21 protein-coding genes are annotated in these 24,770 nt (G+C 63.1%); 14 read left to right on the top strand and 7 right to left on the bottom strand.

The annotated features are described in order from the left end of the window. Window positions 1–29 precede the first annotated feature (29 nt). The 3 genes from MESOP_RS20205 to MESOP_RS20215 all read right to left on the bottom strand — a co-directional run bounded on the left by MESOP_RS20205 (window position 30) and on the right by MESOP_RS20215 (window position 2,324). Entirely contained in the window at window positions 30–497 is a 468-nt protein-coding gene (locus MESOP_RS20205) for a YaiI/YqxD family protein (RefSeq protein WP_013895195.1), read from the bottom strand. 63 nt (window positions 498–560) lie between these two features. Beyond that, a complete protein-coding gene (gene gfa, locus MESOP_RS20210) occupies window positions 561–1,130 on the bottom strand; it encodes an S-(hydroxymethyl)glutathione synthase (protein ID WP_013895196.1) in 570 nt (189 codons plus the stop codon). 66 nt (window positions 1,131–1,196) lie between these two features. Further along, a complete protein-coding gene (locus tag MESOP_RS20215) occupies window positions 1,197–2,324 on the bottom strand; it encodes an S-(hydroxymethyl)glutathione dehydrogenase/class III alcohol dehydrogenase (protein WP_013895197.1) in 1,128 nt (375 codons plus the stop codon). Window positions 2,325–2,562: 238 nt separating this feature from the next. On the opposite strand from MESOP_RS20215, the gene MESOP_RS20220 reads away from it, so the two are divergent. The 3 genes from MESOP_RS20220 to MESOP_RS20230 all read left to right on the top strand — a co-directional run bounded on the left by MESOP_RS20220 (window position 2,563) and on the right by MESOP_RS20230 (window position 9,077). Beyond that, window positions 2,563–4,575 (top strand): acetyl-CoA carboxylase biotin carboxylase subunit, encoded by a 2,013-nt coding sequence (locus MESOP_RS20220; protein WP_013895198.1) that lies wholly within the window; start codon window positions 2,563–2,565, stop codon window positions 4,573–4,575. 106 nt (window positions 4,576–4,681) lie between these two features. After that, window positions 4,682–8,209, top strand: a complete 3,528-nt coding sequence (gene dnaE, locus MESOP_RS20225; protein ID WP_013895199.1) for a DNA polymerase III subunit alpha — start codon at window positions 4,682–4,684, stop codon at window positions 8,207–8,209. 64 nt (window positions 8,210–8,273) lie between these two features. Continuing rightward, the gene (locus MESOP_RS20230; protein WP_041164861.1) at window positions 8,274–9,077 is read left to right on the top strand and encodes an ion channel; all 804 of its coding nucleotides are present in this window, start codon (window positions 8,274–8,276) and stop codon (window positions 9,075–9,077) included. Between the two features lie 15 nt (window positions 9,078–9,092). Here the strand turns inward: MESOP_RS20230 and MESOP_RS20235 are convergent, their stop codons facing one another. Next, complete coding sequence (locus tag MESOP_RS20235) at window positions 9,093–9,974, bottom strand: DMT family transporter (protein ID WP_013895201.1); 882 nt, start codon at window positions 9,972–9,974, stop codon at window positions 9,093–9,095. A gap of 194 nt (window positions 9,975–10,168) precedes the next feature. On the opposite strand from MESOP_RS20235, the gene MESOP_RS20240 reads away from it, so the two are divergent. Continuing rightward, window positions 10,169–10,675: a hypothetical protein gene (locus MESOP_RS20240; protein WP_013895202.1), complete on the top strand. Its 507-nt coding sequence runs from the start codon at window positions 10,169–10,171 to the stop codon at window positions 10,673–10,675. Window positions 10,676–10,718: 43 nt separating this feature from the next. Here the strand turns inward: MESOP_RS20240 and MESOP_RS20245 are convergent, their stop codons facing one another. Then, window positions 10,719–12,047 carry a DNA polymerase IV gene (locus MESOP_RS20245; RefSeq protein ID WP_013895203.1) on the bottom strand — a complete coding sequence of 443 codons (1,329 nt, stop codon included), beginning with the start codon at window positions 12,045–12,047 and terminating at the stop codon, window positions 10,719–10,721. Window positions 12,048–12,113: 66 nt separating this feature from the next. Between MESOP_RS20245 and MESOP_RS20250 the strand changes: the two genes are divergently transcribed. Both MESOP_RS20250 and MESOP_RS20255 read left to right on the top strand, forming a co-directional pair. Then, window positions 12,114–12,701 (top strand): GNAT family N-acetyltransferase, encoded by a 588-nt coding sequence (locus tag MESOP_RS20250; RefSeq protein ID WP_013895204.1) that lies wholly within the window; start codon window positions 12,114–12,116, stop codon window positions 12,699–12,701. Window positions 12,702–12,723: 22 nt separating this feature from the next. After that, window positions 12,724–14,322, top strand: coding sequence for a hypothetical protein (locus tag MESOP_RS20255; protein ID WP_013895205.1), 1,599 nt, complete (start codon window positions 12,724–12,726; stop codon window positions 14,320–14,322). 50 nt (window positions 14,323–14,372) lie between these two features. Here the strand turns inward: MESOP_RS20255 and MESOP_RS20260 are convergent, their stop codons facing one another. Both MESOP_RS20260 and MESOP_RS20265 read right to left on the bottom strand, forming a co-directional pair. After that, complete coding sequence (locus tag MESOP_RS20260; RefSeq protein WP_013895206.1) at window positions 14,373–15,026, bottom strand: hypothetical protein; 654 nt, start codon at window positions 15,024–15,026, stop codon at window positions 14,373–14,375. Continuing rightward, the gene (locus MESOP_RS20265; protein WP_013895207.1) at window positions 15,023–15,322 is read right to left on the bottom strand and encodes a DUF3572 domain-containing protein; all 300 of its coding nucleotides are present in this window, start codon (window positions 15,320–15,322) and stop codon (window positions 15,023–15,025) included. The genes MESOP_RS20260 and MESOP_RS20265 overlap by 4 nt, the downstream gene beginning before the upstream one ends. A gap of 202 nt (window positions 15,323–15,524) precedes the next feature. On the opposite strand from MESOP_RS20265, the gene MESOP_RS20270 reads away from it, so the two are divergent. The 8 genes from MESOP_RS20270 to MESOP_RS20305 all read left to right on the top strand — a co-directional run bounded on the left by MESOP_RS20270 (window position 15,525) and on the right by MESOP_RS20305 (window position 24,769). Then, entirely contained in the window at window positions 15,525–15,941 is a 417-nt protein-coding gene (locus MESOP_RS20270; protein ID WP_280739557.1) for a response regulator, read from the top strand. A gap of 33 nt (window positions 15,942–15,974) precedes the next feature. Beyond that, entirely contained in the window at window positions 15,975–17,348 is a 1,374-nt protein-coding gene (locus MESOP_RS20275) for a PleD family two-component system response regulator (RefSeq protein ID WP_013895209.1), read from the top strand. 550 nt (window positions 17,349–17,898) lie between these two features. Continuing rightward, window positions 17,899–19,398 (top strand): FAD-dependent monooxygenase, encoded by a 1,500-nt coding sequence (locus MESOP_RS20280; protein ID WP_013895210.1) that lies wholly within the window; start codon window positions 17,899–17,901, stop codon window positions 19,396–19,398. Window positions 19,399–19,568: 170 nt separating this feature from the next. Continuing rightward, entirely contained in the window at window positions 19,569–20,303 is a 735-nt protein-coding gene (locus MESOP_RS20285) for a FadR/GntR family transcriptional regulator (RefSeq protein ID WP_013895211.1), read from the top strand. Next, window positions 20,300–21,487 (top strand): PLP-dependent transferase, encoded by a 1,188-nt coding sequence (locus tag MESOP_RS20290; RefSeq protein WP_013895212.1) that lies wholly within the window; start codon window positions 20,300–20,302, stop codon window positions 21,485–21,487. Before MESOP_RS20285 ends, MESOP_RS20290 begins: the two co-directional genes overlap by 4 nt. Before the next feature lie 29 nt (window positions 21,488–21,516). Continuing rightward, window positions 21,517–22,794 (top strand): ABC transporter substrate-binding protein, encoded by a 1,278-nt coding sequence (locus tag MESOP_RS20295; RefSeq protein WP_013895213.1) that lies wholly within the window; start codon window positions 21,517–21,519, stop codon window positions 22,792–22,794. Window positions 22,795–22,997: 203 nt separating this feature from the next. Beyond that, entirely contained in the window at window positions 22,998–23,921 is a 924-nt protein-coding gene (locus tag MESOP_RS20300; RefSeq protein WP_013895214.1) for a carbohydrate ABC transporter permease, read from the top strand. Further along, complete coding sequence (locus MESOP_RS20305) at window positions 23,921–24,769, top strand: carbohydrate ABC transporter permease (protein WP_013895215.1); 849 nt, start codon at window positions 23,921–23,923, stop codon at window positions 24,767–24,769. Before MESOP_RS20300 ends, MESOP_RS20305 begins: the two co-directional genes overlap by 1 nt. The last annotated feature ends 1 nt before the right edge of the window (window position 24,770 follow it).

Raw genomic sequence — 24,770 nt, forward strand, 5'->3', positions numbered from 1 at the left:
GCGGTCTCCACCTGGATGGCGCTTTGTTGCTAGCCCGGTGTGGCGGATTTCAACGCGCGCCGCAAGATGCGGTCGAGTTCGCTGAGGAAGCGCGAACGGTCCTGCGGCGCGAAGGAGGCATTGTAGCCCTTGCTTTCGCCGGTCTCGCGCAGATGCTGCTTGAGATCGCGCATGGCCACCGCCATGCCGATGGTTTCGGGCGTGAACGGACGCCCGGTTGGCCCCAGCACATGGGCACCGAGTGCCACGGCGCGGGCGGCGAGCGGAATGTCGGCTGTCACCACGATGTCGTTTGATTTCGCGTTTTCGACGATCCAGTCATCGGCGGCATCCGCCCCCTTGGAGACCACGACGTTGCGGATCATCGGATCCCGAGAGGGCCGCAAACCGCCATTGGAGACGTAAGTGACCACGACCCCAAGGCGTTCGGCGACCTTCTCCACCTCGGCCTTGACCGGGCAGGCGTCTGCGTCGACGTAGATAGCGGGCGCTGGCATTGTCTCTCCGAAATGAACAGGGGCCGGAAACATGTCCGGCCCCTGCCTCGAATCTTATGGCAATCAGGCCGGCAGAGCGCCGGATTTCTTAGCGGTCCAGGTGGCCATATAGTCCATCAGGCCGGGGTTGAGGCAATCATAGGGCTCAAGGCCGATCGACTTCAGCTGGCCGCGAATGCCGTCCATGCGGCTCGGATCGACGCCGGATTCGATGATCGAGGACACAAAGGCGGTGAAGCCCGGAGGCGACCAGCCATCCTCCTGGAAACGCTCGGGATGGATGAAGGACAGGCCCTTGAACGGATGATCGCGCTCGACCGGGCCATGCATGTGGACGCCGCAGCCGGTGCAGGCATGGCGCTGGATGAGCGCCGAGGGATCGACCACTTTCAGCTTGTCGCCGTTCTCGGTGACGGTGACATCGCCGGTGCCGGCAACGGCCACCACCGAGAACACCGCGCCGTCCGGCTTCCAGCATTTGGTGCAGCCACAGGCATGGTTGTGGGCGATCTGGCCCTTGACCTTCACCTTTACCGGATTGCTGGTGCAGGCGCAGACCAGCGTGCCGCCGGCAAAGCCAGCGCTTTCCTTCGGCAGGCCATTGTCGATTTTCGGATGCAGTTTTTCAGGCATTTTTTCTCCTCCCATGTTTCACCACCGAGGTCGCTTGCCGGCTGGCAGGCGACATGTGGCGTTGCTTCAGTAAACGACGACGCTGCGGATCGACTTGCCCTCATGCATGAGGTCGAACCCCTTGTTGATGTCTTCCAGCTTCAGCGTGTGGGTGATCATCGGGTCGATCTGGATCTTGCCGTCCATGTACCAGTCGACGATTTTTGGCACATCGGTGCGGCCGCGGGCGCCGCCGAAGGCGGTACCCATCCAGGTGCGGCCGGTGACCAGTTGGAACGGCCGGGTCGAGATCTCCTGGCCGGCGCCGGCGACGCCGATGACCACCGACTTGCCCCAGCCGCGGTGCGAGGCCTCCAGCGCCTGGCGCATCACCTTGGTGTTGCCGGTGCAGTCGAAGGTGTAGTCGGCGCCGCCGATCTGGTCGGCGCCGCGCTTGGTCAGGTTGACGAGGTAAGGCACGATGTCGCCGTCGATCTCCTTCGGATTGACGAAATGCGTCATGCCGAAGCGCTCGCCCCATTCCTTCTTGTCGTTGTTCAGGTCGACGCCGATGATCATGTCGGCGCCAGCCAGTTTCAGGCCCTGGATGACGTTCAAGCCGATGCCGCCGAGGCCGAAGACCACCGCGGTGGCGCCGATCTCGACCTTGGCCGTGTTGATGACGGCGCCGATGCCGGTGGTCACCCCGCAGCCGATGTAGCAGATCTTGTCGAAGGGCGCGTCCGGATTGACCTTTGCGACGGCGATCTCGGGCAAGACCGTGAAATTGGAGAAGGTCGAGCAGCCCATATAGTGAAAGAGCTTGTCCTTGCCGATCGAGAAGCGCGACGAGCCGTCCGGCATCAATCCTTGCCCCTGCGTGGCGCGGATCGCCGTGCACAAATTGGTTTTCCTCGACAGGCAGGACGGGCACTGCCGGCATTCGGGCGTGTAAAGCGGAATGACGTGATCGCCCTTCTTGACCGAGGTGACGCCCTTGCCGACATCGACGACGACACCTGCGCCTTCATGGCCGAGGATCGCGGGAAAGAGGCCTTCGGGATCGGCGCCCGACAACGTGAACTCGTCGGTGTGGCAAATGCCGGTCGCCTTGATCTCGACCAGCACCTCGCCCTCGCGCGGACCGTCGAGGTCGACCTCCATGATCTCCAGCGGCTTTCCGGCGGCAACAGCGACTGCGGCGCGGGTTTTCATCAGGTATTTCCTCCTAAGGCGATTTTTGCACCCAAGCTTTCAGGTTTTGGCCTGCTCATCAACCGTCAGATGAGACGAAATGTCGGCTTTCATGACGCAGACAGCACATCCCTGAGCGCCACGAGGCAACGCTGGAGGGCTTCGAGAGCGCGACCTGCGTGTCGCCCACCCCGGCACTTGAGAGATGGCCACATAGTCCATAGAACTGAGCCTTCGTCCGGAGGGGAATGTCGCGCGCATGTTCACGAAGATCCTGATCGCCAACCGCGGCGAGATTGCCTGCCGCGTCATCAAGACGGCGAGCAAGATGGGCATTGCAACGGTCGCGGTTTATTCCGATGCCGATCGCGACGCCGTGCATGTCGAGATGGCAGACGAGGCGGTGCATATCGGGCCGTCACCCGCCGCGCAAAGCTATCTCGTGCCTGAAAAGATCATCGCCGCCTGCAAGGAAACGGGCGCCCAGGCCGTGCATCCCGGCTACGGATTCCTCTCGGAACGCGCTGCCTTCTGCGAAGCGCTGGAAGCGGAAGGCATCGTCTTCATCGGCCCGAAACCCAAAGCCATCAAAGCGATGGGCGACAAGATCGAATCGAAGAAGTTCGCCAACGCCGCCAAGGTTTCGATCGTACCCGGCTGGCTCGGCGTCATCGAGAATGCCGACCATGCGGAAAAGATCGCCGGCGAGATCGGCTATCCCGTGATGATCAAGGCCTCGGCCGGCGGCGGCGGCAAGGGTATGCGCATCGCCTGGGACCGGTCGGAAGTGCGCGATGGTTTTGACCGGGCACGTTCGGAGGCCAAGAGTTCGTTCGGCGACGACCGGGTGTTCATCGAAAAATTTGTCGTCGACCCGCGCCACATCGAGATCCAGGTGCTGGCGGACGCGCATGGCAACGCGCTTTATCTCGGCGAGCGCGAATGTTCGATCCAGCGCCGCAACCAGAAGGTCGCCGAGGAGGCGCCGTCGCCGTTTCTCGACGCCACAACGCGCAAGGCCATGGGCGAGCAGTCGGTGGCATTGGCCAAGGCGGTCGACTACCAGAGCGCCGGCACAGTCGAGTTCATCGTCGACAAGGACAAGAACTTCTATTTCCTTGAAATGAATACACGATTGCAGGTCGAGCATCCGGTGACGGAACTGGTCACCGGCATCGACCTGGTCGAGCAGATGATCCGCGTCGCCGCCGGCGAGAAGCTCGCCTTGAGGCAAGGCGACATCAAGCTGAATGGCTGGGCGATCGAAAGCCGGCTCTACGCCGAGGATCCCTATCGCAACTTCCTGCCCTCGATCGGCCGGCTGACGCGCTATCGGCCGCCGGAGGAGGGGCAATTCGGCGACATCGTCATCCGCAACGACACCGGCGTCACCGAAGGCTCGGAGATTTCGATGTTCTACGATCCGATGCTCGCCAAGCTGTGCACCTGGGCGCCGACGCGGCTCGCGGCGATCGATGCCATGTCGGAAGCACTCGACAGCTTCGTGGTCGACGGCATCGAGCATAACATTCCGTTCCTTGCCGCGCTGATGCAGCATCCGCGCTGGCGGGAAGGGGCAATATCGACTGGCTTCATCGCCGAAGAATATCCCGACGGCTTTGCACCCGTGGTGCCGAACGGCGAAGAAAAGGCGGTGCTGGCCTCGATCGTCACCGCGGTGGAGTTGTTGCGCCGCGACCGGCTCGACCGGCTGGGCGGGCGGCTGGCGCCGCATTCGGGGGCGCTCAAGCGCGACTGGGTGGTGAAGATCGGCGAGGGGTATCTCCAAGCATCCATCCTCGAAGGCATGATTTCGATCCCGATGGAAATCGACCTGTCGATCGACGGCGGCAAAGCGCTGACGGTGTCTTCCGACTGGCGGCCGGGCGACCTGATCTGGCGCGGCACGGTTGGCAAACAGAAAGTCGCAGCCCAGATCCGAGCCGTCGCCAACGGCCATCGCGTCGCCTGGAAGGGCATGTCGGTGACGGCGCGCGCCATGCTGCCACGCACGGCCGAACTCGAAAGACTGATGCCGGAGAAAGTGGCGCCGGACACATCGAAACTGCTGCTCTGCCCAATGCCCGGCCTTGTCGTGTCGATCGCCGTTGCCGAAGGCCAGGAGGTCAAGACCGGCGAGACTTTGGCGGTGGTCGAGGCGATGAAGATGGAAAACGTGCTGCGCGCCGAGCGCGATCTCGTCGTGTCGAAGCTCAACGCCAAGCCGGGCGATAGCCTGGCGGTGGACGCCGTGATCATGGAGTTCGCCTGAGCGAGTTGGAAGCCTGTGGCCGGCGGTCGTTTGTGCTGGACTGGTATCGCGCTGTCCCGGACAATACATCTCCATCGACTCAAAATCTTAGGCAGCACGAGAAACCATGGCGGATGAGAGACTTCCACGCGACCCCCTGAAGCGCGAAGCCGCGATTGCGGCCGCGCGGCCGGAGGTGCCGGCGCGGCCGTTCGTCCATCTGCGCGTGCATTCGGCCTATTCCCTGCTTGAAGGCGCGCTTCAGATCGGCAAGATCGTCGGTCACGCCGTGAAGGACGAAGCGCCGGCTATCGCCGTCACCGACACCAACAATCTGTTCGGCGCGCTCGAATTTGCGCAGAAAGCGGTCAAGGACGGTATCCAGCCGATCATCGGCTGTCAGGTCGCGCTCGCCTTTTCCGGAGAGAACAGCGACGGCCAGCGCGACCGCCGGCGGCAGGGTCCGGAGATGCGGCCGGTCGTGCTGCTCGCGGCGACCGAAGCCGGCTATTCCAATCTGGTCCGGCTTGTCAGCGGCGTCTACCTGGAAACACCGCCCGGCGAGGCGGTACACCTGACCACCGAGACCCTGGCCGGGCAGACCGACGGGCTGATCTGCCTCAGCGGCGGGCCGCGCGGCCCGATCGGCAATGCGTTGAAAGAGGATCGCCGCGACCTGGCCGAGACGCGGCTATTGACCTTGAAAACACTCTTTGGCGACCGTCTTTATGTCGAGCTGGACCGGGTTGCTGGCTATGACAGGGTCATCGAGCACTCGACGATCGAGCTCGCCTACGCGCACGAACTTCCGCTTGTCGCCACCAACGAGGCCTTTTTCTCCTCGCGCGACGATTATGAGGCGCACGATGCGCTGATTGCGATCGCCGAGGGCTCGGTGGTCGCCGTCGACACCCGCCGCCGGCTGTCGCCGGACAATTTCCTGCGCAGCCAGGCCGACATGGCAAAGCTGTTCGCCGACCTGCCGGAAGCTATCGACAACACGATCGAGATCGCGCTGCGCTGTTCCTATTATCCAAAAACCCGCAGTCCGATCCTGCCGCGCTTCACCGGCGGCGATACCACCGACAAGGACGCCGCCGAAAAGGCCGAGGCCGAGGAATTGGCCCGCCAGGCGCGCGAGGGGTTGGACGCGCGGCTCGCCCTGCACGGTCCGACGCCGGGCTACACGGTCGAACAGTACCGCGAGCGGCTCGAATTCGAGCTCGGCATCATCGAGAAGATGAAATTCCCGGGCTATTTCCTGATCGTTGCCGACTTCATCAAATGGGCCAAGGCGCAAGGCATTCCGGTCGGGCCGGGCCGTGGGTCGGGCGCCGGCTCGCTTGTCGCCTATTCGACGACCATCACCGACATCGATCCGTTGCGCTTCTCGCTGCTGTTCGAGCGCTTCCTCAATCCGGACCGTGTGTCGATGCCCGATTTCGACATCGACTTCTGCCAGGATCGCCGCGAGGAGGTGATCCGTTACGTCCAGCAGAAATACGGCCGCGACCAGGTTGGCCAGATCATCACCTTCGGTACGCTGCAGGCCCGCGCGGTATTGCGCGACGTCGGCCGCGTGCTGCAGATGCCTTATGGCCAGGTCGACAAGCTGTCCAAGATGGTGCCGCAGAACCCGGCCAATCCGGTGAAACTCGCCGATGCCATAGCCAACGAACCTCGCTTCGCCGAAGAAGCCGAGAAGGAGCCGATCGTCCAGACGCTGCTCGACATGGCGCAGAAGCTGGAGGGTCTCTATCGCCACGCCTCGACCCACGCCGCCGGCATCGTCATCGGCGACCGGCCTTTGTCGGAGCTGGTGCCGATGTATCGCGATCCGCGCTCGGACATGCCGGTCACCCAGTTCAACATGAAATATGTCGAGCAGGCCGGACTGGTGAAGTTCGACTTCCTCGGCCTGAAAACGCTGACGGTGCTGGAGACGGCGGTGAAACTGATCCGCCGCCGCGGTATCGACATCGACCTGGCGACAATCCCGCTCGACGATCCCGACACCTACTCCATGCTGTCGCGCGGCGAGGTGGTCGGCGTGTTCCAGGTGGAAAGTGCCGGCATGCGCAAGGCGTTGATCGGCATGCGGCCCGATTGCATCGAGGACATCATCGCCCTGGTCGCGCTCTACCGTCCGGGCCCGATGGAGAACATCCCGACCTACAACGCCAGAAAGCATGGCGAGGAGGAGATGGCCTCGATCCATCCCAAGATCGACCATCTGGTGAAGGAGACGCAAGGCGTCATCGTCTACCAGGAACAGGTCATGCAGATCGCGCAGGAGCTGTCCGGCTATTCGCTCGGCGAAGCCGACCTTCTGCGCCGCGCCATGGGCAAGAAGATCCGCGCCGAGATGGACAAGCAGCGCGAGCGCTTCGTCTCCGGCGCGGTCGAGCGCGGCGTGGCAAAACCGCAAGCCGACTTCATTTTCGACCTGCTGGCCAAGTTCGCCGACTATGGTTTCAACAAGTCGCACGCCGCCGCCTACGCCGTCGTGTCGTACCAGACCGCCTATCTGAAGGCGCATTATCCGGTCGAGTTCCTGGCGGCATCGATGACGCTTGACATGGGCAACACCGACAAGCTCGCCGACTTCCGCCAGGATGCGCTGCGCCTGGGCATCGAGGTTCTGGCGCCGTCGGTGATGACCAGCTTCCGCGCTTTCGAGGTCGGCGAGAACCGCATCTATTATTCGATGGCCGCGCTCAAGGGCGTCGGCGACGCGGCGGTCGAACACATCGTTGCCGTGCGCGGCGAAAAACCGTTCAAGAACCTTGCCGACTTCTGCGAACGGGTCGACCCCAAGATCGTCGGCAAGCGGGTCTTCGAAAGCCTGATCATGGCCGGCGCGCTCGATTGTTTCGGCCACGACCGTGCAGCGATGTTGGCCGGCGTCGAACGGATGATGGGGCTGGCCTCGCTTGCCCAGCAGAACGCCGTTTCAGGCCAGGCCGATATTTTCGGCGCCTCGCTCGGCGCGCAATCGCAGGCGCTCAATCTGCCGGCGACGGATCCATGGCTCGCCGCCGACCGGCTGCACCGCGAATTCCAGGTTGTCGGCTTCTATCTCTCAGCCCACCCGCTCGACGAATACAAGGCTGCCCTGCAGAAGATGCGGGTGCAGAACTGGGCCGAGTTTTCGGCCGCCGTCAAGCGTGGCGCCACCGCCGGCCGGCTTGCCGGCACGGTGACCAGCAAGCAGGAGCGCAAGACGCGCACCGGCAACAAGATGGGCGTGGTGGCCTTCTCTGATACGTCAGGCCAATACGAGGCCGTGCTGTTTTCGGAAGGGCTGGCGCAATATCGCGACCTCCTGGAAGCCGGCCGCTCCGTCGTCATCACGGTCGCGGCGGAGGACAGGCCCGAAGGCGTCAATTTGCGCATCAATTCCGTGCAATCCCTGGAGGACGAGGCAAGCCGCATCCAGAAGGCGCTGCGCATTTTCGTCAGGAACGATGGGCCGGCCTCGATGATCCAGTCCCAGCTCACCCAGCGCGGCGAAAGCCAGGTGAGCATCATCGTCATCAAGGACGAGGCGCAGGGCGAGGTCGAGATTGCCTTGCAGGGCGGCTACCGCGTCTCGCCGCAGATCGCTTCGGCGATGCGCGCCGTCCCCGGCGTGGTCGAAGTGGAGCTGGTGTGATCGCCGCCTTTGCAAGGCGGCCGCGCGCCGGGCAGCATTGGCGGCCCACACCACCGCGATCGGCATGAAGACCGCCGACAGGGGCACATCGCGAGACCTTCCCGCGCTCGCGCGGCTGCGCAACACGCTGCGCAAGCTCTATCATGGGCGCACGCCGGCCGCTTTCCGGTTCCAACTGGTGGCTGTCATCATCGACCTGGCCATCATCGCCTTCTTCATCGCCACGCCGGTCATCCAGCAGACGGCCTCGTTTCTGTGGCTGGACTATGCCGTGGCGGCCCTCGTTGCCGCCGATCTGACCGCCAGGCTGCTGGCTTCCAATGACATGCTGCGCCTGATGAAGCAGCCGACCTTCTGGGTGGATGTCTTCATCCTTCTGACGCTGCTGATGCCGACGGCGCTCGCCAGCCTCGGCTTTCTGCGCATCCTGCGGCTGTGGTCACTGTCGCGCAGCGGTTCGATCTGGCGGCATTTCGAGATGCGTGGTTTGCGCCCGTGGCGCGAGGCGAGCCACGCGGTCATCAACCTCTTGACGTTTCTTTTCGTCATCACCGGCTTCGTCTACACGTTCTTTTTCCGCAACGGAGCCGGGCTGGAGAACTACATCGACGCGCTTTATTTCACCGTCGCTACGGTGACGACGACCGGTTTCGGCGACATCGTGCTGCCTGGCATAGCCGGCAAGCTGACGGCGATCGTCACCATGATCATCGGCATATCGCTGTTCGTCAGGCTGGCACAGGCGATTTTTCGACCCGCAAAGGTGTTCTTTCCCTGTCCGCAATGCGGATTGCAGCGGCATGAACCGGATGCCGTGCACTGCAAGGCCTGCGGGCACGTCCTCAACATCCCGAACGAAGGCGACTAGGTGTATTGGCCGGCGTTACGATGCCGCCACTTCAGCCGGCTTTACCGGCCTGCGCTGCAGATTGAGCAGGTTGCCCATCAGGATCAGCAGCGCGCCGCCCGCGGTGAAGGCGTCGATCTGCTCCTGGTAAAGCAGCCAGCCGACCAGCGCCGACAACGGTACGCGCAAAAAATCCATCGGCGAAATGACGGTCGCGTCGGCATAGGTGAGCGCGCGGGCCATGCAGAAATGCGATGACATGCCGGTGAAGGCGATCAGCACGATCCATGGCCAAAGCTCCAATGGAGGGTTGCGCCATTCGTAAAGGGCTGGAACGAGGCCAACCACCGATTGGATGATCAGCATCCAGAAGATGATACGCACGACGCTGTCCGTGCGCGTCAGCGATTTGACCAGGACCACCGAAATGCCGAAGCAGACCGCGGCGCCCAGCACGACCAGATGTCCCGGATCAACCGAGCCTACCCCTGGACGCACGATGACCACCACGCCGATCAGCCCGAGAACGACAGCCGCGAGTTTCGGACGGCTCAGTCTTTCGCCGAGAAATGTCACCGCCAGGATCGCCGTCCAGATCGGTGTCGTGAATTCGATCGAAATCAGCACCGCCAGCGGAATCAAGGTCAAGGCGTAGAGCCATGCAGCCTGCCCGGTATAGTGGATGACGTTGCGCGCGATATGGGCGAGGGGGCGCTGCGTGCGCATCGCCGTAAAGCCGCCGCTGGTCAGTACCAGCGGCAGGAGGATGAAGAAGCCGATCACCGAGCGCAGTTCCAGCACCTGGAAGACATTGAGTTCGGCCGTCGTGGCGCGGCCGGCCACCGACATCGCCAGGAACGAGGCGATCGACAGCGCCATCCAGAAAGCGGCCTTGGAAATGGAGGGGGCAGGTGACATGCCCGCTATGTCGCAGGCCGTGGCTTTTGGAGCAATCGCTAGTTGCGCCATTCTTCTGGGCCAGTTGCAATGGGCAGCGTTGCAAAACGGTCATGCCGCGGGTGGAACCTGATACGGCAAGGGGCGTTGAGTTCCGATATCCAGCCGTGCTTCGCAAGACGTTTTGCCCTCCAATTTCGACAAGGAGAGTTTCGATGAGACCATTCGCGCAATTCGCGCTTGCCGGATGTCTTCTGGCCGCGACCGGTACGGCACATGCAGACGAGGCCAAGTTCCTGCAGTCATTCAAGGGCAATTTCGCCGGCAAAGGTATCGTCAAGGTCACCACCGACGCGCCGACGGTGAACGTGTCCTGCACATTCAAATCGAACGCGACATCGACGTCACTGGCGCTCGACGGCAATTGCCGCGGGCTCATTGTGGTGACGCGTGCCATCAGCGCCGACCTGAAGGCCGCCGGCGCGAAATACAGCGGGACCTATGTCGGGTCGCGGACGGGGCCGGCACAGCTCAACGGCAGCCGTTCGGGCAATGCGATCAATCTCGGCATTCGCTGGGCAAAGGATGTCAACGGTGATCGGAAGGCGCAGATGAAGGTCGAAAAGACGGGCGAGAACGGCATCCGGCTGACGGTTGTCGACACCGACCCAAAGACCGGCAAGAGCATCGTGACGAGCCGGATCGATCTGAGGCGTACCTGATTCTCGATGCACAGAGGGTAGTGGACGCATCCCTGGGGCAGCGTCATTCCTCGAGCGGCTCCGGTGGATGGGCATCTCGCCCTTTGCCGAATGTATAACCGGTTTCCACCGCCTTGCGACCGAACTTGTCGCGCAAGGCATCGATGGCGCCCTCGGCCATGGCGCGTTTGCGCGACTGGAGGTCGACCAGATCCGGCGGGTCGGCCTTGTCGTCGTCGGAGAGGTCGCTGACGCCGATGCCGAGCAATCGGAATTTCGTTCCGTCGGTTTCCTTGCGCAGAAGCTCTACGCCAGTCGAAAAGATGCGATCCGCCAGCCTGGTCGGATCGCCAAGCTGGCGATTGCGCGTGCGCAGCCTGAAATCCTGGGTCTTCAGCTTCAGCACCACGGTGCGTCCGGCGATGCCTGATTTTTTCAGCCTCGCCGAGACCTTCTCCGAAAGGCCTCTCAGCACCGAGACGAGCTCCTCCAGCGACGCGATGTCGGTGTCGAAGGTGGTTTCGGCCGAGACGCTCTTGGCGTCCTGGTCGGGCTCGACGCGGCGCACGTCCTCGCCGCGCGAAAGCCGGTAGAGCCGGTCACCCATCGTGCCATAGCGGCGCATCAGGTCGGCGCGTTCCATCTTCTGAAGCTGGCCGATGGTGCGGATGCCGTCGCGCTCCAGCGTGGCGTTGAACGCCTTGCCGACGCCCCAGATCATGGTCACCGGCTGCACCGCCAGGAAGCCGACCGCCTCGGCCTCGCCGATGATCGAAAAGCCGCGCGGCTTGCGGAAGTCCGACGCGATCTTGGCGAGGAACTTGCAGTAGGAGAGGCCGGCGGAGACGGTGATGCCGATCTCCTTCTCGACGGCCAGCGCAAAGCGCGCCAGCACCACCGCCGGCGGCAGGCCGTGCAGCCGTTCGGTGCCAGAGAGATCGAGGAATGCCTCGTCGATCGACAGCGGCTCGACCAGCGGCGTCAGGGCCTGCATCATGGCGCGCACCTCGCGGCCGACACGAACGTATTTCTCCATGTTGGGCGGGATCACGACCGCTTCCGGGCAGGCCTCGAGCGCCTTGAACATCGGCATCGCCGAGCGCACGCCCCGGATGCGGGCGATGTAGCAGGCGGTGGAGACCACACCGCGCTTGCCGCCGCCGATGATCAGCGGCTTGTCCTTGAGCGTCGGGTTGTCGCGCTTCTCGATCGCCGCATAGAAGGCATCGCAATCGATATGGGCGAGGTGCAGCCGGTAAAGTTCTGGATGGCGGGCAAGGCGAGGGCTGCCGCAGCGTTCGCAGCGGCGCGTTTCACTGCGCTGATACGTCAGGCAGTCACGGCAAAAACCGTGATCGGGATTGTTGACAGGAGCCGCCATCACTGCGAACATAAAGAGAACAAAAGCAATGGTACGACAGTGCAAGGCCAGCGACAAGCTTAGCCTGGGGAGAACCGTATGAGCACGACCATAGTGCCGCTGGCGCCTGAGCTCTGGCCTGATTTCGAGGACCTTTTCGGCAAGCAAGGCGCCTGCTACGGTTGCTGGTGCACGCATTTCCGGCTGGCGCCGGCAGCGCGGCGCGAGAGCAGCCGTGAACGCAACAAGGACCACATCAAGGCACGCATCGAAGCCGGTCCGCCGCCGGGTCTGCTGGCCTTCGAGGACGGCAAGGCGGTTGGCTGGATGCAGATCGGGCCGCGCGCCGACGTGCCCGAATGGAACAACAAGGGCAGGGGCTCGGCGCCGATCGATCCCGCCGACGCTGCCGATCCGGCCGTCTGGGCGATCTCGTGTTTTTTCATCCGCTCCAAGGCGCGCGGCAGGGGCATCACGCACCGGCTCGTCGAAGGTGGCGTCGAGTTTGCCCGCGGGAATGGCGCACGGCTTGTCGAGGCGTGTCCAATAGACCTGTCCCGCGATTCGCGTTCGCTCGGGCTGTTCGTCGGCTCGTCGCGGGTCTTCGAGAAGGCCGGCTTCGAGAGGCTCGTCGAACGCAAGGCCGGCCGGCCATTGATGCGGCTGGTGCTGGAGCCTCGCGCCTGACCATCGTCGTCTTGCAGTTGCGATGGTATTTCCCTACCAGAAGTACGAAGCGATTTTGCCTTTTGACCAGAGGGGAATTCCCGTGAACCGTATGTTGCCAGTTGCCTTTACCGCGCTCCTGCTCAGCGCGCCCGCTTTCGGCCAGACCGTCGACAGCCAGGGCGCGAAGCAATTGTCCGATGACCTGTCCCGCTATGTAGGCAAGCAGGCACTCGACAAGGGAATCCTGAAGGTTTCGGCCGAAGGCGATGCCTACAAGATCGTGTTCGATTTCAAGGCGCTTGCCGGGAGTTTTCCCGACCAGAGGCTGGTGAAGTTCGACTTCGCGCCCTACGCGCTGCTGGTCAAGCCGCGCAGCGACGGGACCTGGGATGTGTCGATGGATTTTTCGCAAAGCGCGTCCTTCGAATTCAAGGGGCCCGAAGGGCTGCAAAGCACGCAGTTGTCGATCAAGGACGGCAAGGGCTCCGGCGTCTACGACCCCGGCCTGGCGGCGTTCATCAGCGGCGTCAGTTCGATAGCAGGCATGACGATGACATCGAAGGATGCCAAGCAGCAGATGGACGTCAGCGCCGGTGCCGGCACCGCGACCCTGGCCGCCACCAAGGCTGCCAATGGCGGCGTCGATTTCACGACCTCGCAGAAAATGTCGAACTTCGTCGAGGCGATAAAATTCAATGATCCCGAGAGCGGGCTGAATTTTCCGGTCACCGTGAAATCGCCGGAATTTTCCGTGGAGGCCAGCGGCAAGGGCGTGCAGAGCAAGCCGCTGCTCGACCTCCTGGCGTTTGCCGTGGCCAATGAGGACGAGAAGACGCTGAAGGCAAACCAGGCGCAACTCAAGTCGCTTCTGCTCGCCGCGCTTCCGGTGTGGGAGCGCATCGACGGCACCTATGGCTTCAAGGATTTCGCGGTCGACAGCCCGATCGGCACGTTCGGGGCGACCCAGCTCAGCACCGCGTTCGGCAGTGACGGCGTTTCGCAAAACGGCACGGTCAGCTACGGCATCAAGGCGTCGGGGCTCACGGTGCCTCAGCAGCTTTTGCCGAGCTGGAGCGTGGCACTGCTGCCCACCGATATCGACCTGAATTTCGGCGGCGCCAACATCGACCTCGACAGTATGGCGAAGAAGGCGATCGAAGCCTTCGATCTCAATCAGAATCCACCGCTGCCGGCCGAGTTCGGCGACCAGCTTAAAGCCGACTTCCTGGCCAAGACGCCGAAGGTCGTCATCGGCCACAGCGTCATGAAGAACAAGGACATGGAAATCGCGCTGGAAGGCGAGATGACAAGCTTCGGCCAGAAGCCCGATGCAAATCTCACAGTCGATGTCGCCGGCTTCGACAAGATCGTTGCGGGTCTGCAGGAGGCGGCAAAGTCCGAACCCGAAGTGGCGCAGTACGTGCCTATGGCTCTCGTCGTGAAAGGGTTTGCCAAGACGCTGCCGGACGGCAAGTTGGAATGGGTTGTCAGCACAAAGGCCGACGGCTCGGTCACCGTCAATGGCGTCATGCTGAAGCCCGCCGATCCGGCGGTGGACGACAGCGTCGACGATGGTGATGGCGAGGACGACGACAGCGGCGGCGACAATGGCGGATCAGGGGCGAAGCTGAATCCTTGAAGGTTCGGCCCTCGAGTAATTCCGGGAAAAGTTTTCCGTCTGGAATTGCCTCAGAGCCTCAGCGCGCCCGCGATCTTGGGCGCGGCTTCGCGCCAGTCCTGCACGACGATGACGTCGTTCGCGACCGGCGGTAGGAACGCGCGCAGCGAATTGTCGGCCATCAAGTGGAAAAGATCTGCGTCGGCCACCGCTTCCCGCACCGACGCCAGATTGTGCGGCTGATCGTCGACGAAGACCACCGGCCGGCCGCTCTTGCCGCGCAGCCTGGCCACTGCCGGCCCTTTGGCCATCTCGGTGGTCAACAGCGGATAGCCTAGCCCCAGGGCATCGAGATGGGCACGGCGCACGGCGCGATGCCTGTGCGGCATGGCGGTCAAGAGGATGATTTCCGCGCGGCCGCCAAGCCCCGCCAGCGCTTCCGCGGCGCCATCGGTGATGCTCTGCCAATCGGCCTGCGCGTCGAAGAAATCGCCCAGGAGCGCCGTCACCTCGGGCTGTTCGATCAGCCGGCCGCTGGCCGTTTCGGCAATGTTGCCGGTCAGGCGGAAGGAGGCCAGCGTCAGGCCGTAACCGCGCGACTTGAGGAAGTCCGGGAAGGGCCGGATGAATTCGAGCACAACATCGTCGACATCGAGCACCAGCAATGGCCTGTCGTCGGCCGCCAGTTCCTCGATCTGGCGCGCGGTCTCCGGATCGTCGCTCATATGGAATGCTCGTGATTGTCGTCGCCGAGCGGCAGCGCCCGCAATGCCTTGCCGACGGCTGCCGGCGGCGTACCGGTTTCCTCGGCAAAGCGCATCAGGGTCGGCTCGTGGGCGAGAATGAACTGCAGGACACCGGCCAGGAAACCCGGCTCGCCGGCGGCCCGGCGGATGGAATGCGCCTCTATCCCGGTGATCGCCAGGAAACGCGGCAACAGCTCCGGATCGGAAGCGACGAAGCCCAGTGCCTTGACGGCAATGGTTTCAGCCTCTTCGCGCATTGACGCCGCGTTTGCCATCACTACCTTCGGTGTGTGGAATGAGTCTCTCCCGCAGTAATGGCAAGATCTGCTTGCGGCAAGCCTTTACAGCGCGGCGCGCCTTTTGGACGCGCGGGAGGCGAGGTGGAATTCGCGACGCTTTGCAGCCCGAGGGTTTCCGTTTCGTCAATCATATTGCCGTATAGTGAAGCAGGGTTTGGTGCGTTCAACGGAAGTGCGCATGACGGCCGCCTTCGAGCGGAGTGACGGCCGGGACGGGATGTCGATGCCTAAGAAGGTCATGATCGTCGAGGACAATGAGCTCAACATGAAGCTCTTTCGAGACCTCATAGAAGCCAGCGGCTACGAGACAGTGCGCACCCGCAACGGTCTTGAGGCGCTCGACCTGGCGCGCCAGCATCGGCCGGATCTCATCCTGATGGACATCCAACTGCCCGAAGTGTCGGGACTGGAAGTGACCAAATGGCTGAAGGAAGACGACGATTTGCATGTCATCCCGGTCATCGCCGTGACCGCCTTCGCCATGAAGGGCGATGAGGAGCGCATCCGCCAGGGCGGCTGCGAGGCCTATATTTCGAAGCCGATCTCGGTGCCGCGTTTCATCGAAACCATCAAATCCTACCTGGGCGATGCCTGATGCGCCCTTCCAGCCGAGCCGGAGCCTTATGAAATGACCGCGCGGATCCTCGTCGTCGACGACATCCCTGCCAATGTGAGGCTGCTGGAGGTCCGGCTGCTGGCCGAATATTTCGAGGTGCTGACCGCCACCAATGGGCCCGATGCGATCGAGACCTGCGAGAACGGCAAGGTCGACGTCGTGCTGCTCGACGTGATGATGCCCGACATGGACGGGTTCGAGGTCTGCCGCCGGCTGAAGAGCGATCCGGCGACATCGCACATCCCGGTGGTGATGATCACCGCGCTCGACCAGGTTTCCGACCGCGTGCGCGGGCTCGAGGCCGGCGCCGACGATTTCCTGACCAAGCCGGTCAACGACCTGCAGCTGATGACGCGCGTCAAAAGCCTGGTCCGGCTGAAATCGCTGACCGACGAACTCAGGCTGCGCGCCTCGACGACGCGCAACATCGGCATCGAGGAACTGCTCAGCCGCAATTTCGCGTCCGAGGACACGGTGCCGAAAGTGCTTTTGATCGACGAACGTAAATCGTCGGTCGAGCGCATCCAGAAGATGCTGCGCGACCGCGCCGACCTCGACGTCACCAGCGATCCGCATGCCGGTTTCTTCCAGGCTGCCGAGACACCCTATGAATGCGTGATGATCTCGACGGCGTTCGCCGATTTCGACCCGCTCAGGCTCTGCTCGCAGCTGCGTTCGCTCGACCGCACCCGTTTCGTGCCGATCATCCTTTTGGCGGATGAGGGCGAGGAGGAGCGCATCATCCGTGGCCTCGAGCTCGGCATCAACGACTATCTGATGCGCCCGATCGACCAGCAGGAGCTGACGGCGCGGCTGCGCACCCAGGTGCGCCGCAAGCGCTACAACGACCAATTGCGCGCCAGCGTCACCCAGACCATCGAAATGGCGGTGACCGACGGCCTTACCGGGCTGCACAACCGCCGCTATCTCGACAGCCACCTGCAGACGCTGTTCGACCGCGCCGTGGCGCGGCGCAGGCCGCTTTCGGTGATGATCACCGATCTCGACCGCTTCAAGGCGATCAATGACACGCATGGCCATGACGGCGGCGACGAGGTGCTGCGGGAGTTCGCGCGGCGGCTGCGCAAGAACGTTCGCGGCATCGACCTTGCCTGCCGGTTCGGCGGCGAGGAGTTCGTGGTGGTGATGCCGGATACCGATGGCGCCGTGGCTGAGAAGGTGGCCGAACGCATCCGCGCTGAAATCGCCCAACAGCCGTTTTCCATCGGCGCCGACGGCAAGACGATCGAGGTCACCGTCAGCGTTGGCGTGTCGTCGGTTCTGAAGGGGGTGGATACGGTGGCGGCGCTGATGAAGCGCGCCGATCTCGCGCTCTATGAAGCCAAGAGCGGCGGCCGCAACCGCGTCGTCGCCAAGGCGGCGTAGCGCCCAGGCCCGATTATCCAGTCAACCCGACAGGGTTACCCGTTTACCTTAATCCAAGCGATTTCCGAGCATTGGTTAAGAAAGTGTTGATTTTCATAAGCTCTTGCGCAAATGTGCTGGTCAAGACGAAGCCGGCACGAGGATAGATAGCCGGCTCGATCCCCAGAATACCCCATGATGCTCAGGTCCGCCGCATCTCCTGGGTCCGTGGGGTCGGCCGGCCGGCGCTGGCAAATAGTGGCCTCCTCGTACCGCTGCCAAACGCCGACCGGCCCCCTTTCCTGAAAATGACATCAGGACTCTGCGCCAAGCCCCGGTAATTTCGGGGCTTTTTTTGCACATGAAAAATCTCGACTCTCCCTGGACCGTGACGGCTCAATCGCGTGTGACGCACTGCCACGCCGCAATGCGAGGGTCTTACGCCGTTCATCAGGGGAGGGAGAGTCCATGCCCCTCCATTTCATAAATATGGCGCACAAGGGGCTTGCTTCAAGGCCCGGTTCCTCCCGTAAAACCCTGGCCCGAGCCAACGGAAATGGGAGTGACGAGAATGCGTATTGTACCGCGGGCAGACGGATCGCCACGGGATCATGCGGTGGTGATCGCCGGCGGCGGTCCGACCGGGCTGATGCTGGCGGGCGAACTTGCCTTGGCCGGCGTCGATGCCGCCATTGTCGAGCGGCGCCCGACCCAGCATCTGATCGGTTTGCGCGCGGGTGGTCTGCACGCACGCACGATCGAGGTTCTCGATCAGCGCGGAATTGCCGATCGGTTCCTCTCGCAGGGGCAGTGCTTCCCGACCGTCGGCTTCCACATGATCCGCTTGGATATCAGCGACTTTCCCAGCCTGCACAACCATCTGCTGGCGCTGCGGCAAAACCATATCGAGCGGATATTGGCCGACTGGGTCGGCGAGTTAGAGGTGCCGATCTATCGCGGACAGGAAGTCACGGGTTTTGCGCAGGATGATGACGGTGTCGACCTGGATCTGTCCGGTGGCCGACGGGTGAGGGCGCAATACCTCGTCGGATGCGACGGAGGACGCAGCACGATCCGCAAGGCGGCGGGCATCGAGTTCGCCGGATGGGATCCGACGATGAGCTGGATGATCGCCGAGGTCGAGATGTCCAGGGAACCGCCATTGGGCTTTCGCAGCGACGCCTGCGGAATTCATGCGATAGGCAAGATCGAGGAAGGCGGTCGCGTAGGTGTCGTTCTAACCGAGCGGCAATTGAACGCCGGCGGCGAGCCGACACTGCGCGATCTCAGCGAGGCGCTCACAGCCATCTACGGCACCGACTACGGCGCCCACAGCCCGACCTGGATATCCAGGTTCACCGACATGACGCGTCAGGCCGCGGCTTACCGCGACAGGCGCGTGCTGCTGGCCGGCGACGCCGCGCATATCCATCCCCCGATGGGCGGGCAGGGGCTCAATATCGGCGTGCAGGACGCGGTCAATCTGGGATGGAAGCTGGCCCAGGTGGTCAAGGGAACCTCACCGGAAAGCCTGCTCGACAGCTACCACGCGGAGCGCCACCCGATTGCCGCCCGCGTCCTGCGCAACACCATGGCGCAGGTTGCGCTTCGTCGCAGGGATGACCGCACCGAAGCTTTGGGCGACATCGTCACCGAGCTTCTCGCCATGGACGAGCCCCGCAGGCGGATCGCCGCGGAAATGTCCGGTCTGGGTGTCCATTACGATCTCGGCGAGGGGCATCCGCTGCTTGGCCGGCGCATGCCCGACCTCGATCTGGCTACAGCCAATGGGCCGTTGCGGCTCTTCACGCTGCTGCATGATGCACGGCCGATGCTCCTCAACCTTAGGGAAGCGGGCAGGCTGGACATTGCGCCCTGGGAGGACCGGGTTCGGCAGATCGACGCCGAATATGCCGGTGCTTGGGAGCTTCCGGCCCTTGGGGCGGTCGCCGCGCCAGATGCTGTTTTGATCCGGCCCGATGGCTATGTGGCCTGGGTCGGCGTTGGAACCCGACACGGTTTGGCCGACGCGCTGACCACCTGGTTCGGACCCCCCGCCGCCAAGGGTTAGGTGACACGGTCGGAAGATCGGCCGGGCGTAACCTTCTGAAAACGCAGCTGCTTCGCTACCTTCAACAGCTTGATGGTGGGTGGTCTCCTGACAAGTGATTGACAGGAGTTTCCATCCATGCAGAAATTGGTTGGACCATTGGACCACTTGTGTGCGCTTCGGGAGGATTTGTGGACCAGAACAGCCTGCCACCCATTCAGACGACGGCGCGCGATGACGCCGTGCTGAAGGCGTTGGTGGGCTTTGTTCGTGCCGAGGCCCTGCAGCCGGGCGAGCGGCTTCCGACCGAGCGTATCTTGGCCGAACGGCTCAAGGTCAGCCGCAACACGGTGCGCGAGGCGCTGACGCGGTGGGAGGGGCTCGGCCTCGTCGAGCGCCGGCAAGGCAGCGGCACTTATCTCAAGGCGGCGGTGTCACCCGACATGCTGCACATGCCGCTGACGCTCGCGGGCGGCAACGACTTCACCAGCCTGATGCAGACGCTGGAGATCCGTCGCGCGCTGGAGGCCGAGGCTGCCGCATTGTGCGCCGAGCGCGCAAGTCCGGCCGACATCGCCGAGATCGAGCGCAAGCTCGACATTATGGAGCAGGCGTTTCGCACCCGCGACGGCATGTCCTCGGAAGAAGACTGGGAGTTCCACCAGGCGGTCTACCGGGTCTCCGGCAACCCGCTGTTCGAACAGATCATCGCCGCCATGCACGAGCTGTTCCATCGCTTCTGGGAGCACCCGCTTGGCGTGCGCGACTTCGGCCATGCCAGCTTCCCCTATCATCGCACCATCTACGAATGCATCGCCGCGCGCGACCCCCAAGGCGCTCGCGCCGAGGCGCTCAAGCTGATCGCCACCGTCGAGGACGATCTCAAGCGCGGTGCCGCCAAACTCAAACTTTCGAGCCAGACATGAACGAGCACCTGACCGCTTTCGAGTACGACTATCTCGCCGAGGCGGCGACGCTCCTGGCGCACGACGAACCGTTCCCCGGTGGCGCGGTGGTGCCGCCGATCTACCAGACCTCATTGTTCACCTTCGCCAACTATGCCGAAATGGCCGACACCTTTGCCGGCAAACGAAAGCAGCCGATCTATTCGCGCGGCGACAATCCGACGGTGATGGAGTTCGAGGCCCGCGTCGCCGCACTCGAGGGCGCCGAGGCCGCGCGCGGCTTTTCCAGCGGCATGGCCGCGATCAGCGCCACGGTGCTTGCCTTCGTCGGGGCGGGTGAGCGTATCGTCGCGGTGCGCAACTGCTACGGCGATGCCTACCGGCTGTTCGAGCGTCTTCTGCCGCGGCTCAACATCAAGGTCGACTATGTCGACGGCTCCGATCCGGACGCGGTCGCCGCAGCTCTTCCCGGGGCCAAGCTGCTTTATCTGGAGAGCCCGACCTCGATGCTGTTCGAGCTGCAGGATTTGCCACACCTGACCCGGCTGGCCAGGGAGCAGGGCATCATCACAACCATCGACAATTCCTGGGCAACGCCGGTGTTTCAGAAGCCGATCTCGCACGGCGTCGATCTGGTGCTGCATTCGGCTTCGAAATATCTTGGCGGCCATAGCGACACCGTCGCCGGCGTGGTGGCGGGTTCGGCCGCCCACGTCAAGCACATCAACGAGCAGACCTATTCCTATCTCGGCGGCAAGCTGTCGCCGTTCGAGGCCTGGCTGCTGCTGCGCGGCTTGCGCACGCTGCCGCTGCGCCTGCCGCATCATATGAAGAGCGGCCTGACCATCGCCGACCGGCTGAAGGCGCATGCCAATGTCGAACGCGTCAACCATCCGGCCTATTCCAACCATCCGGGCAAGGCGACGCTGGCCGGCTATGCCGGCCTGTTCTCCTTCGAGGTGACGGAGGATATCGACATCCCGATCTTCGTCGATGCGCTGAAGCTTTTCCGCATCGGCGTCAGCTGGGGCGGCCATGAGAGCCTGGTCGTGCCAGCCAAGGCGTCGCTGGAACAGACGCCGGGACTGAATTCGATGGCGCGCTTCGGCGTCAGCCCCCGAACCATCCGCTTCAATGTCGGATTGGAAAGTGTCGAAGACCTGTGGGCCGACGTGGCCCAGGCCTTCGAAAAAGCCAGAAAGTAACAAGCGGGTTCAAAATGGGAGTCTTGAACATGAAAAAACTGACCGTCATGCTTGCCACCGTTGCGGGGCTGGCGATTTCCGCCGGCGGCGCGCTGGCCGATTCGACCCTGAAGATGGTCGAAGTCATCACCAGCCCGCCGCGCACCGAATTCCTGAAGAAGCAGATCGCCGAGTTCGAAGCAGCCAATCCCGGCGTCAAGGTCGAGCTGATCTCGCTGCCCTGGGGCCAGGCCTTCGAAAAATTCCTGACCATGGTGCAGGCCGGCGACACGCCCGACGTGGTCGAGATGCCGGAACGCTGGATGGGCCTCTATGCAAACAATGCCCAGCTCGAGGATCTCGGCCCCTACATGGCCAAATGGGACGACGCCAAGACGCTGGGCGACCGCGCCAAGCAGTTCGGCTCGACCGTCAACAACACCCAGTTCATGATCCCCTACGGCTACTATGTGAACGCGCTGTTCTGGAACAAGAAGCTGTTCAAGGAGGCAGGTCTGGACGGCCCGCCGGCGACGCTCGACGAATTCGTCGCCGACTCCAAGAAGATTTCGGCCATTCCGGGCAAATACGGCTACTGCCTGCGCGGCGGGCCGGGCGCTTTCAACGGCATGCACATGTTCATGAACATCGCTCAGGGCAAGGGCGGCTACTTCAACGAGGACGGCACCTCGACCATCAACGAAGAGGGATCGGTCAAGGGCCTGCAGATGCTGGCTGACATGTACAAGGACGGCCTGGCGCCGAAAGACGCGGTGAGCTGGGGCTTCAACGAAACCGTCACCGGCTTCTATTCCGGCACCTGCGCCATGCTCAACCAGGACCCCGACGCGCTGCTCGGCATCGCCGACAAGATGAGCGCCGACGATTTCGCGGTGGCGCCGCTTCCCGTCGGGCCGAGTGGCAAATCGTATCCGACGCTTGGCTATGCCGGCTGGGCGATGTTCGCCAATTCCCAGCACAAGGACGATGCCTGGAAGCTGATGTCGACGCTGCTGTCGCCGAAGGACAATCTGGAATGGGCCAAGGAAGTCGGTGTCGTCCCGATCCACAACGGCGCCGACCAGGATCCCCATTTCAAGACCGAGCAGTTCAAGGGCTGGTTTACCGAGCTCAGCGACAGCTCCAAATATGAGATGGTGACGCCGCCGACGCATCTGGAGAACCTCGGCAACTTCGTCGACCAGGTGGCGATCAAGAACTTCCAGGAAGTGCTGCTCGGCCAGAAGACCGCCAAGGACGTCGCCGACCAGTGGGCTGCCTTCCTGACCAAGGAACAGCAGGACTGGATGGCGAAGAACAAGAAATAAGCGCGTTCTTTCCTTCTCCCGTTCACGGAGAGAAGGTGTCACGAAGTGACGGATGAGGGGCGGCGGTAGTTTTGCCTACTTTGCGCTGCCCCTCATCTGCCTGCCCATCCTTCGCAGCCGCTGCGCTGCAGCTTCGGAGGGTGAACCGGCACTTCTCCCCGCTCATTGTCCATCCGCTGCTCCAGGGAGCCGATCCTCACCCAATGACCTATGCCGTGTCCGAAATACGATCCGTCGGCAAGCCTCGAAAGAAGCGGCTGTCGCATGCCGCTATCGAGCCCTGGCTCTATCTCAGTCCGGCGATCATCCTGCTGGTCGTGGTGCTTTTGGTGCCGCTGGTCATCGGCATCAGCTATTCGTTCCGTAAATTCTCCGCCTTCAAGTCGGAATATGTCGGCCTCGGCCAGTACCAGGCGATGCTCTCGGACCAGGTGCTGGGGCAGGCGCTGGTCAACACGCTGTGGTGGACGGTCGCCAGCCTGTTCTTCCAGTTCTTCCTCGGCCTTGGCCTGGCGTTGCTGCTCGACAAGCCGTTTCGGGGCCGCAAGGCGGTGCAGGCGCTGGTCTTCCTGCCCTGGGCGGTGCCGTCCTTCCTCTCCGGCCTGACCTGGGCCTGGCTGTTCAACCCGATCATCGGTCCGCTGCCGCACTGGCTGTTCGCCTTGGGGCTAAAGGCCGAGCCGACCAACGTGCTGTCCGATCCCTCGACCGCGATGTGGGGGCCGATCGTCGCCAATATCTGGTTCGGCATCCCGTTCTTCGCCATTACCTTGCTGGCGGCGCTGAAATCGATCCCGTCGGAACTGCATGAGGCGGCGGCAATCGACGGCGCCTCGCCCTGGCAGCGCTTCACCAAGGTGACATTGCCGTTCCTGGCGCCGACCATTGCCATCACCGTGATGTTGCGCACCATCTGGATCGCCACCTTCGCCGACCTGATCTTCGTCATGACCGAGGGCGGGCCGGCCGGCTCGACCAACACGGTGCCGGTCTACATCTATGTCAGCGCCTTCAAGTCGCTGGACAAGGGCTATGCCTCGGCGGTGGCCGTGCTGCTGCTCGTGCTATTGATTGCCTATGCGATCGCGCTGATCGCCATCCGCCGCTCCCTGGTGAGGCACGTCTGATGATCGCCGGACGCTCAGCCTCGCAGCGCTTCTTCGGTGGCATCGGCCTCTACGCCGCCATCGCCGCCTACGTGATCTTCGCCCTGTTCCCGATCTACTGGACGCTGAAGATATCGGTCACGCCGGAGCGGCTCCTCTATTCCGAAGGAATCACCTTCTGGCCTTCGCAAATGACGTTGCAGAATTTCGTCACCGTGCTCGAGGCCACCGATTTCCCGCGCTATTTCCTCAACAGCGTCATCGTCTCGGTATCGACGGCAGCCCTGGTGACGGTCATCGCGACGCTCGCCGGCTATGCCATGTCGCGCTTCACCTTTCGCGGCAAGGCGGCACTGGCGCTGATGCTGCTTCTGACCCAGACCTTTCCGCTGGTGATGGTCATTCCGCCGATCTACCGCGTCATGGGGCAGATCGGCCTGATCAACAGCCTGACCGGGCTGATCATCATCTACACCGCCTTCAACACCGCCTTTGCCACCTTCCTGATGCAGTCGTTCTTCGACGGCATCCCCAAGGATTTGGAGGAAGCGGCGATGATCGACGGCTGCACCCGTGCGCAGGCGATGCGCAAGGTGATCGTGCCGCTGACGCTGCCCGGCATGGGTGCGACGCTGGGCTTCGTCTTCACCGCCGCCTGGAGCGAGCTTTTGTTCGCCTTGATGCTGATCTCCAGTGACGACCAGAAGACCTTCGCTGTCGGCCTGCTGACCTTCATCGGCAAGTTCGCCGTCGACTGGGGGCAGATGATGGCGGCGTCGATCCTGGCGCTGATCCCGGTCTGCATCTTCTTCGCCTTCCTGCAACGCTATCTCGTCACCGGTCTGACCGCCGGTGCCGTCAAAGGATAGA

The sequence above is a fragment of the Mesorhizobium opportunistum WSM2075 genome, from assembly GCF_000176035.2.
In the GTDB taxonomy this organism is placed as follows: domain Bacteria; phylum Pseudomonadota; class Alphaproteobacteria; order Rhizobiales; family Rhizobiaceae; genus Mesorhizobium; species Mesorhizobium opportunistum.

What these genes read in the sequence shown, in the direction of transcription:
- MESOP_RS20205 (WP_013895195.1), bottom strand. Translation starts at nt 497, where the DNA reads ATGCCAGCGCCCGCTATCTACGTCGACGCAGACGCCTGCCCGGTCAAG.
- gfa (WP_013895196.1), bottom strand. Translation starts at nt 1,130, where the DNA reads ATGCCTGAAAAACTGCATCCGAAAATCGACAATGGCCTGCCGAAGGAA.
- MESOP_RS20215 (WP_013895197.1), bottom strand. Translation starts at nt 2,324, where the DNA reads ATGAAAACCCGCGCCGCAGTCGCTGTTGCCGCCGGAAAGCCGCTGGAG.
- MESOP_RS20220 (WP_013895198.1), top strand. Translation starts at nt 2,563, where the DNA reads ATGTTCACGAAGATCCTGATCGCCAACCGCGGCGAGATTGCCTGCCGC.
- dnaE (WP_013895199.1), top strand. Translation starts at nt 4,682, where the DNA reads ATGGCGGATGAGAGACTTCCACGCGACCCCCTGAAGCGCGAAGCCGCG.
- MESOP_RS20230 (WP_041164861.1), top strand. Translation starts at nt 8,274, where the DNA reads ATGAAGACCGCCGACAGGGGCACATCGCGAGACCTTCCCGCGCTCGCG.
- MESOP_RS20235 (WP_013895201.1), bottom strand. Translation starts at nt 9,974, where the DNA reads ATGTCACCTGCCCCCTCCATTTCCAAGGCCGCTTTCTGGATGGCGCTG.
- MESOP_RS20240 (WP_013895202.1), top strand. Translation starts at nt 10,169, where the DNA reads ATGAGACCATTCGCGCAATTCGCGCTTGCCGGATGTCTTCTGGCCGCG.
- MESOP_RS20245 (WP_013895203.1), bottom strand. Translation starts at nt 12,047, where the DNA reads ATGTTCGCAGTGATGGCGGCTCCTGTCAACAATCCCGATCACGGTTTT.
- MESOP_RS20250 (WP_013895204.1), top strand. Translation starts at nt 12,114, where the DNA reads ATGAGCACGACCATAGTGCCGCTGGCGCCTGAGCTCTGGCCTGATTTC.
- MESOP_RS20255 (WP_013895205.1), top strand. Translation starts at nt 12,724, where the DNA reads ATGGTATTTCCCTACCAGAAGTACGAAGCGATTTTGCCTTTTGACCAG.
- MESOP_RS20260 (WP_013895206.1), bottom strand. Translation starts at nt 15,026, where the DNA reads ATGAGCGACGATCCGGAGACCGCGCGCCAGATCGAGGAACTGGCGGCC.
- MESOP_RS20265 (WP_013895207.1), bottom strand. Translation starts at nt 15,322, where the DNA reads ATGGCAAACGCGGCGTCAATGCGCGAAGAGGCTGAAACCATTGCCGTC.
- MESOP_RS20270 (WP_280739557.1), top strand. Translation starts at nt 15,525, where the DNA reads ATGACGGCCGCCTTCGAGCGGAGTGACGGCCGGGACGGGATGTCGATG.
- MESOP_RS20275 (WP_013895209.1), top strand. Translation starts at nt 15,975, where the DNA reads ATGACCGCGCGGATCCTCGTCGTCGACGACATCCCTGCCAATGTGAGG.
- MESOP_RS20280 (WP_013895210.1), top strand. Translation starts at nt 17,899, where the DNA reads ATGCGTATTGTACCGCGGGCAGACGGATCGCCACGGGATCATGCGGTG.
- MESOP_RS20290 (WP_013895212.1), top strand. Translation starts at nt 20,300, where the DNA reads ATGAACGAGCACCTGACCGCTTTCGAGTACGACTATCTCGCCGAGGCG.
- MESOP_RS20295 (WP_013895213.1), top strand. Translation starts at nt 21,517, where the DNA reads ATGAAAAAACTGACCGTCATGCTTGCCACCGTTGCGGGGCTGGCGATT.
- MESOP_RS20300 (WP_013895214.1), top strand. Translation starts at nt 22,998, where the DNA reads ATGACCTATGCCGTGTCCGAAATACGATCCGTCGGCAAGCCTCGAAAG.
- MESOP_RS20305 (WP_013895215.1), top strand. Translation starts at nt 23,921, where the DNA reads ATGATCGCCGGACGCTCAGCCTCGCAGCGCTTCTTCGGTGGCATCGGC.